Annotated in this window: 6 protein-coding genes; 3 read left to right on the forward strand and 3 right to left on the reverse strand. The window is 62.0% G+C overall.

The features are described 5' to 3' along the window. Positions 1-200 precede the first annotated feature (200 nt). Together IDF66_RS13310 and IDF66_RS13315 are read right to left on the reverse strand one after the other, a co-directional pair. Entirely contained in the window at positions 201-2,036 is a 1,836-nt protein-coding gene (locus tag IDF66_RS13310; protein ID WP_190267184.1) for a lipase family protein, read from the reverse strand. Positions 2,037-2,069: 33 nt separating this feature from the next. Further along, positions 2,070-8,072, reverse strand: a complete 6,003-nt coding sequence (locus IDF66_RS13315; RefSeq protein ID WP_190267185.1) for a DUF4011 domain-containing protein — start codon at positions 8,070-8,072, stop codon at positions 2,070-2,072. A gap of 190 nt (positions 8,073-8,262) precedes the next feature. On the opposite strand from IDF66_RS13315, the gene IDF66_RS13320 reads away from it, so the two are divergent. From IDF66_RS13320 to IDF66_RS13330, 3 genes are all read left to right on the forward strand, one after another. Next, entirely contained in the window at positions 8,263-8,607 is a 345-nt protein-coding gene (locus IDF66_RS13320; protein WP_190267186.1) for a hypothetical protein, read from the forward strand. Between the two features lie 212 nt (positions 8,608-8,819). After that, positions 8,820-9,032, forward strand: a complete 213-nt coding sequence (locus tag IDF66_RS24130; protein WP_190267187.1) for a helix-turn-helix domain-containing protein — start codon at positions 8,820-8,822, stop codon at positions 9,030-9,032. 375 nt (positions 9,033-9,407) lie between these two features. Then, complete coding sequence (locus tag IDF66_RS13330; RefSeq protein WP_190267188.1) at positions 9,408-10,907, forward strand: restriction system modified-DNA reader domain-containing protein; 1,500 nt, start codon at positions 9,408-9,410, stop codon at positions 10,905-10,907. Positions 10,908-10,925: 18 nt separating this feature from the next. Here the strand turns inward: IDF66_RS13330 and IDF66_RS13335 are convergent, their stop codons facing one another. After that, complete coding sequence (locus IDF66_RS13335) at positions 10,926-14,144, reverse strand: type I restriction endonuclease subunit R (protein WP_190267189.1); 3,219 nt, start codon at positions 14,142-14,144, stop codon at positions 10,926-10,928. Position 14,145: the final 1 nt, after the last annotated feature.

The raw sequence follows: 14,145 nt of genomic DNA on the forward strand, positions 1-14,145 counted from the left end.
TGGGGCGGCCGCGCTCGGCGAAGGTGAACAAGCCCACGCAGTGTCGTCGCGCAACCCACCGGCGACGTAACGGGGCGCGCATCGAAGTCCTCTCATACGGCTTCGAAACGGGTCGCGTACCGAGGCCGAGACGTCATATTGGAGCGCGATGCGGGCCGGACCAAATAGCGGTGTTGTAGCCGTTCCTCGCGGGCCAATGGTCAGGAGAGCTTCAGCTTGCCGAGTCTCGCAGACGGACCAGAGCCGCTGGTGGGATCGTCGCGGTCGGCCGTTCCGGCGCTTGCCTCGAGAGCTCGCGGGGTCAGGCCCTTGGCGATCATGAAGACCATGAGCTTGTCGACGATCGTCAAAGCGGACTGCAATCGTTGCACCGAGATAGCCTTCTCGTCGCTGAACGCAGAAAGACGGTTGAGTTCTGCGCCGATCTCGGTCTCGGCCGTCGTCAGTCGATACCAGAGTGACTCGTCGTGGGGTTCGTCGATGGACTTCAGCGCGTGGGCGATGGCGACATGGATTGCGATGCTGGTGGGATCGGTGAGAAGGGGTTGTGCACCCCCGCGGGCGGTGGCAGCGACCGTGGTCACCATCGCGCCGGTGGACGCCAACCCGCCCAACATGGCGAGGCCGCCGACCATTCCGCCTGGCCCGAAAGCGGCTAGACCGCTGACGATTGCTGCTGCCCCGGCCGCCCCGGCAGCACCGGCCATGGCGATTCCGACTGGCCCGGCAGCCAACAATGCGACACCGACTGCTGCGGCGAGAAACCGGGATTTGGAGCCAAAGGAGCGCTTTCCGCCAGACACAACATCCACGACTTCTTGGACGGATTCGGCTACCTTGAGTCCGGTCTTACGTGGGTAGCCGAGTTCCATCAGCAGCGGGGTCAGCGCATCGATCCGAGCGTCTCCTGCGTCGATCTCGTAGGGATCGAGGACGTTGGTGAATGACAACACGACTGCCTGGCTGATCGCATCGGGGAGCCCCCACCGATGGGGCAAGATCGGAATTCTGCCTTGTGCCAGTTCTGCCAGCTCCGGTGATAAAGGGCTGCCCTCGGCACGTGAGAGAAGTTCTTGACCAAAGTTGTCCTGCAACACGGCAAGAGCATCTTCGAACCGTTCGCGGCTATCGTCGTCGATCAGTACAGCGACATGGTGCGCGTACTTGAGTGCCAGCAGCGAGGACGCTTCGGCGTCCTCGAGACGGAGGGTCATCCCACTCGCGCTGGGAACCAGATCGGTGGACGGATGGACCGCCTCAGCCACCAGCTCAGCGACTGCCGGATGTTTGAGGTAGAGATGTGCCGAGTGTGCTGCGGCGCGGTTGATTCCGAAGTCTTGTGCACCGTTGAAGATGCCGGTAAGTCCGCGACCTGCGGTGACCGGATCGTAGCAATCGAGGAAGTTGGACCAGTCATCGACCCGGGCGTATGGAAATCGCTTCAGAATGCGCTCGCTGCCTGTGTGCAGCGCTGGTGATCCGGCTGGGCTGCCGATGGTGATGAATCGCCGGACATGCAGTTTCGGATGGAGGTGATCGAGCAGATCGATGGCGATGACACTGCCGAGGCTGTGTCCGATGAGCACGACATCGCCCTTGGTAGGGATCTCGTCGAGGATCTTGGACAGCACGGCTGCCCGGACGTCCTCGTCCATCATGTACCGCTGCACTTGCTTGAGGAGACCTGTGACGCCCAACCCTATCCCGGCTCGTTGGACTTGCTCCAACACGGGTCCGGGTACGTGGCCGAACCCGAAAGTCTGTACGGTCCCCGACTTTCGGAGCATTCGCTGCACCCGAGCTTGGCGTCGCTCGAAGGCGCGCCGGTCCTCATGGTCATTCTTGACGTTGTAGGTCCGGTCCGGATGCTTGCTCTTGATCCCAGTGGTGTTGAGACAGCTTGAGTATTGAGGGGCGATGACATTGGTCTCGTCGATGGGCATCGCGCCGATGCCGGCCAGGCCCTGGTTCAGGCCGGTAAGCCATTCGCCTTCCGGGTCGCCCGTGCCGACACCGTGGAGGTAAACGATCTTCATCTGATTCCTTTTCTGTTGACTGGCATGGACGGGCTATACCCCTGCCCGAACCATCCCACCAATCCGGACGAGCCGGCCCGCCGAAATGCCAAACGCAATGCAGGCAGTGAGCCGATCCGTATTGCCCTGTGTGAGTCGGGTCTGGCCGAACAACGCAAGCGTCTCCCGCATTAGCGCGGTGTCATCGAGCTCGCGACCTTGGCAGGCCGTCCGCATCGCGTTCACGACCTCCTCGGCCGCAACATCACTGAGAGCGCGTGACATATCCTCGGGAGTCGACCGGTACCCGCGCCAGGAGTTCGGGTCGAGGGCGTCGGGCCAGGCAAACGAACCCAGGTCGTCAGTGCGAACCAGAGTCTTTGGGACGCACGATATAATGAACTCCTTGCGATTCGCACGAAGCCGTTCGTAACCGAACCGATGACCCACGCGGCGCGCGAGCTGGTCTAGCTCGATAGGACCTTCCAAGGCCACGGTTTCACGCACCGCGTCTGTGATGGTCCGGCGTACTGTCGTCGAGTTCACTCGGTCGAGGTCCTCGCGGGTGCCGATCGGCGCCGTGGGTGCGGCGAGATATCGCGCGGGTTGACCGTGCCAATCTCTTTCTGAATCCTCCACATTGGACAAGGTCGGCTGATCGGTGACGAGGCTGGCGATGAGCCTACTCGGCTCGTCCTCGGATTCCGCCTCAGGCGATTGTCGCTCGACATCGCGCGATTCCCATTGGAGTTCGGGTTCATCTTCCGACTCCGGTTCGTCACCGGCCAAAGCACCGTTGGCCCGCGTCTGTTCGATCGCCGCTGCACGGGCTTCGGCTGCGGCTTCGAGTTCCGCTTCGTGTTGTCGGCGGCGCTCGTTGGCGGCGATGACCGCCGCGTCGATCCGTTCGAGGACTGCTGTCGGCGCGTCGATCCATTCCGGAAGCCACACCCGTAGGGCGGCTCCCCAGTGCATCATCGGTTCCAGCAGCTGCGGTGTCAGATCTCGATCGGCGACGGTGGGACGCTCCGCCCATCGCGGGCCGTCGAGCATCAACGCGACCTGCCAGTGCTCCGACCCGGCTTCGCGAACAACGATGTCGAGCACGAAGTCCGAGAGTCCGTAATTGAGCTCGACTTCGTAACCACGATCTTGGAGCGCAGCGCTGATGGCGTCCTGCACCGGGTCGATCACCGTGTCACGTCGTGTCGATTCGATGGAACCGGGTTGTACTCCGTGGCCTGCCATCTCGAGATAGGCGCGCAGATGTGCGAGGCCCACCGACTTGGTGCGCGAAAGGTCGATGTCGGACGGCTCGAACGAGGTGAAGATCAGCACCTTGCGTCGCGCACGCGTCACTGCGACATTGAAGCGCTTCTCACCACCGGTCACCGACAGTGGCCCGAAATTCAACGGCAGCTTCGGATCTCCGGGCTTCTTGGAGAACGCGGTGGTGAACAGGATGACATCGCGCTCATCTCCCTGGACGTTCTCCAGGTTCTTGACGAAGATCCCCTCCTCGGCATCGGGGCGTAGCCGGTCGAGGACCAATGGGTCGCCAGACTCCTCCAGGAGATCGTGCACCAGCGACTGTTGTTGTTGGTTGAACGTCACCACTCCGATGCTCTGGCCGGCAAGATCCGGTGTACCCAGCCGTGCACGAATCTCCGCGACGATTGCCTCGGCTTCGACGCGGTTGGTGCGGAAACCGTTCTTCTTGTCTTCCCGGTTGAAGTGACCATCGACGCGCCGCCATTCGACGCCGGCGGTCTCATCGCCACCGGGCGAGGGCAGGCTGGCCAGACGCCCTTCGTAATACTTCTGGTTGGAGAAGTTGATGAGGAATTCGTCCTGGCTGCGGTAGTGCCACGACAGCCACAGCCTGGGCAGTCCGGAATCGACACATTCGGTCAGGATGCTCTCGAGATCTTCCGGGACGACGGCACCGTCTTCGTCGGCATCATCGCTGTCGTTGAGGCTGACCTGCCCGATCGCGGTGGGCGGCATTTGCTGTGAATCCCCGACGATCACCGCTGCCCGGCCACGTCCGAGCGCGCCGATCGCTTGCGGGACGGGAACCTGAGAGGCCTCGTCGAAGACGACGAGATCGAAAGTGGCCGAGCCGGGGGGAATGAACTGGGCCAGCGACGCGGGACTGACGAACATCACCGGGGTCGCGGCGAGAATGTGTCCGCCGTAGCGACTCATGAGCGTCCGGAACGTCGCGCCGCCGCGTTTACGGTCGAGCTGACGACGCAGCTCACCCACCTCACCACGCAGCCCGCCGGCCTGGAACGGCCGCTCTCTGAGCAGCGCAGCAGGCAGTGCTTTGGCCTGTTCGTCGCGCAAAGTGGCTGCGGCGGTCACGAAGTCGTCGATCTCGCCATCTCGAAGAGCGGTATCGAAGATGGTGAGGCCGGCGGCCGCGCGTCGTTCCTTGATCGACGTCAGCGCCGCACCGCGGATCAAGGCGACACCGGCCTGGGCGGCATCGACCTCGCCGGTGAGCAGCGAGTGAACATAGTCTTTGAGTCCGGCCTCGCGGAGCGGATCAAGGAAGCCCGACATTCGTGACCAACCCAGGAGGTTGCGTCCGCCGGTGTCGGTGCAGTCGCGTTCCCAGTCGGGAATGTCTTGAGCCCACGCGTCCAACCAGTGTCGGCCGTTTCGCCAACGATCGAGATCATCCGTGGTGGTGCGGGTGACGGCCTTCCAATTCTGCCAGGTACCGGAGATCTGGGACAGTGCCGTGATCGCGGAGTCGTCAGGGAATCCGACGGACGTGAGCAGGGCCCAGGAGGTGGGGTTGGTGCGGGTGAATTCCGCTGTCTCCGCGAGGTACGAGAAGATTTCGTCTAGGGCTGCTGCCGCGTCGGGCGCCAGCGGGTTCCAATGGATTGGCGCGTAGGGCCCGAGTACTTCGCCCACCTGAGTGTGGAGCCGCGAAATATGCTCGCGCGCTCCGGGGATGGCCCGCAACAGGGGGAGCGTTGTGGCAGGTGACAGATCGGCTCCGTCCATCCCGTAGGGAGCGAGGTTGCGTTCGAACTGCTCGGCCCGCTTCTTCTTTCCGAACAATCCCTTTCCGGCTTCTTCTGCTTGGGTCACAAATGTGGCGATGTCGCCGGACTCGACGAACATCGGCGTGAAAGCTGCGAGCATTGGCGCGCAGTTCTGCTGTAGACGCGAGATCTCATGCAGGAGCCCTTCGTGCGCGGACTGGTGCCGACCGCCCCGCCACCACTCCAGCATCTCCGTCTCCGGGACTGTGCGGCCCAGCTGCCGCCGTGCTTGAGGGAGTAGCGCGGCGATCTCGTCAGGCGAGTTGACTCCTCGTAGCAGTGGAGACACGGTGTCAGCGAGGGCGGCCGCCCTCGCCAGATCTGCCACCGACGCCGTGAGGTCCTCGCTGGACACAGTCACGCCGGGACCCACGAGCGACCATGGCGACGCAGGTCGGATGTCCATCGAGCGCGCTGCGCGCGAGAACTGTTCCAGCCCGTCCTCGATCACACGGTGCGGCACTGTCGGTTGTGCGACGTAGGAGACCGGGACTGGCGCGACCGGACCGTCGCCCACAGCTAGTGCGGACTCGTAGGCGCGCCACAGCGATTCGCCGGCACCGTTGCGGTCGTGGATCTTGTCCGGGTAATCGGCCAACGGTGCGTACCGGGATCGGAAGTCAGCCAGTTTCGCCGCCCACGCATTCTCGTTGTAGCGAGACGTGTTGTCGATTGCGCGGCGCAACTGCTCCCGGATGATGTTGGGGCTCTGACTCTTGCCGTGCAGGTCGAGGGTGAAGTCGGACAGCCCGATCTTGGTGAGCCGCTTCTTCACCACGTCCAGGGCTGCCTGCTTCTCCGCGACGAACAGGACGGTCTTTCCCTTGCTCAGCGCGTGGGCGATGAGATTGGTGATGGTTTGCGACTTGCCCGTGCCGGGAGGGCCTTCGAGGACGAAGGTTCGTCCCTCGGCGGCCAGCGAGACAGCCCGCAGCTGCGAACCGTCTGCCGGGATCGGGACAGGGACGTCGATCTCGTCGACCGGGGTGTCCTCGATCAACAGGTCATCGGTTGTATTCGGATCGACGAACGATTCGCCGGCCTTGTGCGTCAGATGATGCACGATCGGGCTCTGTTCGAGGATGTCCCAGCGGTCCTCGAGGTCCTTCCACATGCCGAAGGTGCCGAACTGGCAGATCGAGATCGTCGCGACCTCGTCGACGCGCAGGTCCAGATTGTTGGCGACGAGCGCGGCGCGGATGTCTCGCAGCGCATGGTCGATGTCGATCCCGCTCTCGTCGAGTTTCGGTGTCTCCAGGGCTTCGATGGTCACGTTGTGCTTGATGTGTAGCCACTGCACGAGACAGTGATTCGGCGTAGCGACGGCCGTGGTGTCCACGGCGAAACCGAACGGGCTGCGGCCCGTGCCGCCGGTGATCTTGACCGGGAGCAGGAACAGCGGTGCGCGGGCTTCGGCCCCGGATGAGGTCTTGTGGATCAGCGCGCCCAAGGTGAGGTAGAGGTTGGCGCTGCCGGTTTCCTCGAGCATCGATCGCGCTGCACGGGACAGCCCCTTGAATCGGCGCACGTAGGCGTCTTTGGTGACGGCTGCATACACGTTGCGGTCTTCGTCGAGGTATTTCAGCAGCAGCGCAGGATCGATCTCCGCTGCGCGGCGGGCACCTTGCAGTTGGTGGATAGAGCTCAGCTCATCGTTCGGTGCGAGTGTGATCGTCTTGCCTGCGTGTGCCAGATCGTCGAGCAGTGCGAGGCCTGAACTCGGGACGTGTAGATCGATCACCTGGGTGCCCGGGCGCAGGTTGAGCAGCCGGTTGCGGGTACTGAGGTCGAGCAACGACCGCTTCCACTTGCGCACTCGGGCGGGCGCGGAATCGCTCATGTCCAGCACGAGGTCGTCATCAGACTTCGCTGCCAGCAGTTCAGCCGGGAGATCGAGGGAAGACGACTTGGTGTCCGCCGACGGCGATTCCTGTTGAGCGACAGCTTCGTCGGCGCTGGGGAGCGGGCGCAGACCGGCCTTGCGGGCCGCAGTCACCCCGACCACGCCGAACAGCCGCGACGGATCGGCGAAATACCCGCGGGCCTTGGTGATCGCCGACTTGAAGCTCCCGGCCTGGCCATCCTTGTAGTAGATGGCGTCCACGGGAACCGCCATCCCTGACTCGACGAGGTTCACCAGCGCGTTCTCCTCGGTTAGCGAGGGCCGCGCGAGCGTGGTCTCTTCGCGGAGGAACCCGCCGAACGCATGGCCGTCGATCACCCAGATCAGCGGCCGGATACCCGCGGCTTCGAGGCAGGCGGCGTAGGTGACCGTCAGGTCGATACAGGTGCCGAACCGTTCGTCGAGTACCTGTGAGGTCGTGCGAACCTTCTGCCCGGTGTTCTCGAACGACGCGGGCGGATCGATGTAGCGGATGCGGCGCCCGTGCAGGGCTTCGTAGATGGCGTTGGCGATGAGCGCGGCGCGCTCTGGCCCACTCTGGTAGCCGCCGAGCGACGAGTCGCCGGTGTCCTTCTGCAGAAGGTCCGAGGCGGTGTCGAGGACGGCCGAGACCGCGCGGGTATTCGGCTGAACGAACGCGGCCAGCGAGTCGTAGAAGATCGGCGCGTTGAACCACTCGTTGTGCGCGAGGACGCTGACCGGGATGGTCAGCTGCGCGGTGTCGGTCCACAGGCTCGACACGGTCACCGTGAGTGTCGCCCGGTAGCTCTCGTTCAGGGTTTTGAGGTCATCGACCTGCGGCAGGAAGCTGCCAAAGTCATCCCAGATGACGTTGGCGCCCGTCTTGATGCGCCCGTCGTAGGTGCGTGAGGTACTCGGCGTCAGCTCTACGCCGTTGCCATGCAGGTGCAGACTCGCGGTTAGGTCCGTCAGTTCCTGTTCGGACTCGTTGATGACCTCGAGTGCAGTGATCAGCGGGACCCCGTTGTGGACGAGCGCGAGGTTGATCGCAGGGTGTGCGTGCAGAACAATTCGCAGGCCAGCCTGCTCAAGGACATGGGTGCTTTCCACTGACTGCGTTGGCGTGCTCATCTGATCTCCTGCGGCCATAGCTCTGTCGACGACTACGTCCGCCGACACTTCGTCGGAAGATATACCAGTGCCCTCCGACTGTTCCTGGCAAGTGACTTAGGTCCACATCTTTGGTTGATATCGGGAACGCGACATTTCGTGGTAGGAAGCGCCCGTCGCAGATGTCGGCGACATCTGCGACCATTCGGATGTGAACGAGGATCGGCACGGGGACGCGGACTACGAGCGCGAGTTGCATGACTGGGCCTACCAATACGACGGCTATCGGAGACTCGCCGCAAGCCCGAATCAGCTGTTCAAGGTTCTGGAGCCGGTGCGATTGCCATACGAGACCGATGGTGAGATTCCCGACTGGGCAGGGGTCGACCTACTTCGGGGCTGGGCGTTCTACGTAGTTAGGGCGCATCGCTTCAGCGGTTGGGGAGAGCTTCGCGAAGAATATCCAGAGATCGACGCCATCGCGGATGCGGTGAGAGTGCACCCTGAGGCAGCGGCTTCGGACCTACCGCCGGAATTGCCTCGCAAAGGACCCTGACTCGTTGGTCCGATCCGTGGTCAGGGTCGCTGGGTACCGGTGTCGAACAGGCTTATTGGGTTTGCATCGCCATCTGCAGGGGCGTGAGGACGATGGTTGCGAAGCCGATGCTAGATGGCACCCCTTCCCGGTTCCGGTCAGACGGCCGGTAGCGGTTGCTTGGGGTCGCGGGCCTCGTAGTGGTCTCGGATCACAAGGACTAAGTTCTACACATGCTCTCGGAAGACGACCTCAAGTATCTGGCAGACAGTGCGAGAAGGGCCGACGAGATCCTGAGGCTCGCCGTCGTCGAAGCGGTCAGGGCTGGAATGCTGCGACGTGACGTGCATGACCTGACAGGCGTGGCTCGTACAACGATCAACCGTTGGATTGCGGATTCCGATGGTCTCAGACCTGAGATTTCAACGTCCTCTAGCGAGGAATGAAGCGTCTGCGACCAGGGCGTCGACACCGCGAGCTGAGCCAACAACTTACGACGCCGACGTAACTGAAGTATCTGCCATCTTGTAGCTCGTCGATTACTTGACTTCGCGCAGACCGAGGGCCCTTTGTCTGGAGGTAGTTTGCAGGTCGCGGTACCTTCTGGGTTGCAAACGGCAGTACGTGTCCGGACTCTCCATGTGAACCAGGTGGGCTATCAACCGGCCGCAGGTGCCTGGGCGCCGACCGAGCTGTGAACTGTCCCCGCGAGCTCTAAGCGGTATGGAGCAGGGGGAGTAACGTTGGTTGGTGAAATGTGTCCAAGTGAGCATGAAGAATATGGGATCGCTCTCGATAATTGTGCGACCGGTTGATTCCTGATGGGCGCCGCGAGGTGGTGGCAGCGTGCGGGCATCGAATGCGACGATTTGGCTGATAAGGGCACCGGCAACGCGCAGTCACGCGATCGGCGCCCACGACGATTGGACGAAGCCCTTATTTGCTTCCCGAGCACTCCCACGAACAGAACAATCGAGCAGGAGACGCGCTTGCGTAATCTGGAAAGAAAGCAATTACTGATCGGCGGGCGGCGAATCAGAATCCTTGACCTTATCGAAGGCGGACTTCTGGTTCCGGGACAGGACTTGGTCTTCAAACGACCTCGGGCCGGCGCGCGGTACGACGCAAGGGTCGAAAGCGATGGATCACTCACGATCGAAGGCAGGCGGTACACGAGCCCATCGAGTGCCGCATCGGCTGTCGCTGAAGTCTCGTTGGACGGCTGGCACGCGTGGCAGGTCGGCGACGGCGGGCCATACTTGCACAAACTCCGAGAACAGCTGCTTGACCAGCAGAAGCCTGAGTCAACTGGCGCGGACGGGGACGAGCGCGTTCGACTTCGACAAGAATTCCTAGCAACTGTGGATGAGCGGGGCGTCTCCTGTACAGTGCGTGAGTTGCTCGCGTATTGGGGCGCGGACAGCAGGTCTCAACTCGTCGCGGACGAGATCGACGCAGACCTGGTCAATTATGACCTGCTGACAACGCCGAACTACCTGAAGGTCGGAATGGAGGATGTGGTCCTCCTTCACCGTAGGCGCACCGATACGGATCGTGACGAGGAAGAAGCTGCCGACGACGACGCGATGCCCACGTTGAGCGAGATCGGTATTACGCTGGGCAACATCAGCTTTACGTCTTCAGATGTCGTCAAGGTATCGCCCGACTCATCGTTGGACGAAGCCATCACCTTGATGCTCCTGAATGACTTCTCGCAACTGCCGGTTGTCGCGGGCCCGCGTTCGGTCAAGGGAGCCGTGACGTGGCAGTCGATCGCCCGAGCCAGACACCGAGATGTCGAGGCCAAGTTGCGCGACGCAATGATTCCGGCGCTCCAGCTCCCATATGACAAGGAACTCGTTGATGTCCTGTCTGATCTACAGAAACATGACTTCGTTCTGGTGATGAACGCGCAGCGTGAGCTGACAGGTATCGTGACCACTGCCGATGTGGTCGACGCTTATGGACGACTCGCGACGCCCTTTTTGTTGATCGGTGAGCTCGACCAGATACTACGCAGGGTCATCAGCGACCACGTCGATATAGGCAAAGTGAGCTCGATCTGCCATCTAAGCTCTGACCGACGGATCGTAAGCTTCAGTCAGCTGACCATGGCCCATTACGAAGCCATTCTTCGTGACGACTCGGTATGGGAAACCTTGAACTGGCCGCTGGACCGAAACACCTTTCTCGAAGGGCTGAGCGATCTTCGCAAGGTTCGCAACGACGTTGTCCATTTCAATCGGGATACAGTCCCGACGCACGTCATCAACCAGTTCCGGCAGATGATCCGACTGCTGCGTGAGTATATCGACGGATAGCGTCCGAGTCTTCTGGACTCACAGTGCAACTTCCTCCGCATACCGCGGCGCCAGTGCCTCCATCTGCTGCATCACCTGAACGAGTGCCGCTGGCTGTTGATCTGGCGGATACCCGTACTTGCGCAGCAGTCGCTTGATCGTCGCACGCAGCTTGGCTTTCACGTCTTCGCGGACCGTCCAGTCGGTGCGGGTATCTTTCCGCATGGTACTGACGAGGTCTCGTGCAATCTGAGCCAGAACATCATCACCCATGACATCGACTGCCGACTCGTTCTGCGTGACAACGTCGTAGAATGCCAGCTCGTCGGATTCTAGAGGTGGCTCGAACTGTTTACCGCGATCGGCCTCGGCGACGACTTCCTTGGCCATCTCGACCAGTTCGGCGATGACCTCGGCGGCGGTCAACTGCTGATTAGTATACCGGGTCATCAGGTCGTTGATCCGTTCGGAGAACAGTTTCCGACGTACTTCGTTGCCTTGTGTGACGGCGGCTGAGTCTTCCATCAGACTCGCCTTCAGTGCCTCGATCGCCAGCTGCGCCTTGCTGGGCTTCGACGCCTCCTCCTGCCATGCAGGTGTCAGGGTATCGAGGGTTGGTCGTTCAAGACCGGCTTCCCGGTAGATGTCGATGACGCCGGTGGACGCGGCAGAAGTGACGATGATGTCGCCCAGCCGACGCCGAATATCGTCCGGGATGGGTTCGCCCCGTGCCACGCGGTCTTGGGCGTCGAGTTTGGCCATCCACGTCCGAACTTCCTCATGGAAGCGGACTTCGAACCGAGCGGCCTCCCACTCCGCTTGGTGGTCGGCGTCGTGTTTGACGCCCGCTGCCAGGGCCCATGCGCGGCCCAGTTTCGCCGACAGACTGCGGTACTGGTCTCCAAGCGGACGAGCTTCCGCGTCCTCTGGATCGACGTTGCCAGGAGTACGGGGTGACCGCAGCATCGATGTCACTGACAGAACAGCGTTCACCCACCCGGCCTTCGGGTCCGAGTTGTAGATCGCCTTCCACTCGTCGCCGATCAAAGTGGACAGAGACTCGAGCAGGTCATGCACGATCTGCGCTGCCTCCTCGGCCGTTTGCCCGACCACTCGATCACCAGTCTGTGCGGTGTCGCGAGTGAACTCGGATAGCGCCTTTCTCAGGTTGTCGGCCAATGGTGCGTAGGCGACGAGCAGACCATCCTGCTTTCCGCGGTACGTACGGTTGACGCGTGCAAGGGTCTGCATGAGGAGCGCACCCTTGAGTGGCCGATCCAGATACAGCGTGTGGAGCGCCGGCGCGTCGAAGCCGGTCAGCATCATGTCTTTGACGATGACGATCTCGAGTTCGTCGTCGGGGTTCTTGATTCGCTTCTTGACGGCAGCCGTCGCGCTCGGGCGCCGCATGTGTTTCTTGATCAGCTCCGGGTCGGAAGGGTTCGCGGTGTAAACGACCTTGATCTTGCCCTTGTCGTCGGCGACGTCGTGCCACTCCGGCCGGAGTGCGGTGATCTCCTGGTACAACCGAGCGGCGATAGAGCGTGTGGCACAGACGATCATCGCCTTGCCGGGACCACCCATGAATTGCCGCATGGCTTCTCGACGCGTCTCCCAATGCTTGACGAAGTCGTCGGCCAGCTTCTCGAGTCGCTGCGGAGCGCCGTAGACGGTGTCGAGCACCGCGACGCTGCGTTGAAGACGATCCTTGTCTGCTTCGTCCAATTGTTCGGATACTTCTTCGGCCGCTTCGTCGAGCGCGTCATCGTCGACGCCCTGCGCCCGAACCAGCTGGATGAGTCGGGGTTCGAAGGACACTGGCACGGTCGCGCCGTCAGCTACGGCGCGATGTAGGTCGTAGACGTCGATGTCGTCGCCAAAGACCTTTCGGGTGTCGCGTTCGCCTTCGGCGATCGGTGTTCCGGTGAACGCAATGAGCGTTGCATGCGGAAGGGCGTTCTTGAGGTGAGCGGCGTATCCGTCGATGTTGTCGTAGTGACTGCGATGTGCCTCGTCCGCCATCACGATGATGTTGCGACGGTCTGACAGCAAGGGGTGGTCGGCCCCGGCCTTGCGTTCGTCGTCTGTGAGCCCAAACTTCTGCAGGGTGGTGAAATAGATTCCACCCGTACGCCGATCGGCCAACTGCTGGCGTAGTTGTTCGCGAGACGTCACTTGCTGCGGCGACTCAGGCAGAAGGGTGCTGCGCTGAAAACCGTCGAAGAGCTGGGTGTCCAGTTCCGTGCGGTCGGTGATCACCACGATTGTCGGATTCGCGAGCCGTGGGTGCCGCATGACCTTGGCCGAGTAGAGCTCCATCTCCATGGACTTGCCCGACCCCTGGGTGTGCCACACGACCCCCGCACGACCGTCGCTGTCGATGGCGCGGACGGTGCTGCCGACCGCTTTGGTGACAGCAAAATACTGATGAGGCTTCGCAATTCGCTTGTTCAGCCCACTTTCGTCCTCATCGAACGCGATGAAGTCGCGCAACAGTTGTCCGAACCGTTCGACGTTGAAGACGCCTTCGAGGGTGAGTCCGAGCTCGGTGGCCGGCTGCCCGTCGAGACCGACCTCGTCGGAACCGACGAGGCGTCCGTCGTCGTCTACGTTCCATGGCGCGAAGTGATGCCATGGTGTGAACGGTGTTCCGTAGCGTGCGGTGACGCCATCGCTGGCCACCAGGATCGCCGAAAAACGGAACGCCATGGGGAACTCGTGAAGGTAAGTCTGGAGTTGGTTGAAGGCTCCCTCCGCGCTGGTGTTCTTGGCGCCGGCCTTCTTGAGCTCAATGATCGCGAGTGGGAGACCGTTGACGTACAGCACCACATCAAAGCGGCGCTCAAACTCGCGACTGCGGATGGTCACCTGATTGACGGCGTGGTACCGATTCTTGGTGGGGTCCCCCGACGTGAAGCGGATTGTCGGGTTGACCTGTTGCCCATCGTCGTCGATGAATGTGATGCCGCGGTAGCCGTTCACCAGAACTTCATGGAGGCGAAAGTTCTCAGTGATCGCATCCTGCGACCTCGGTAAAAGCACTTCGGCCGACGCTTGCTGTAGATACTCCTCCGGCACTTCGGGATTGAGATTTCGAAGCGCCTGATCCAGCGTGCCGCGGAGTACGAGGTCGTGCCAGGACTCACGCTCACCCGAGCCTGGCGCGACGTCGCGCCCGTGCCGCTTCTGCCACTCGATCTCCGCAAGTTGATCGAGAGTCCATTGTTCCCAAGCGGCTTCGTCCATGTCGTGGACCATT

The organism is Gordonia hankookensis (assembly GCF_014673215.1).
Taxonomy (GTDB): Bacteria; Actinomycetota; Actinomycetes; order Mycobacteriales; family Mycobacteriaceae; genus Gordonia; species Gordonia hankookensis.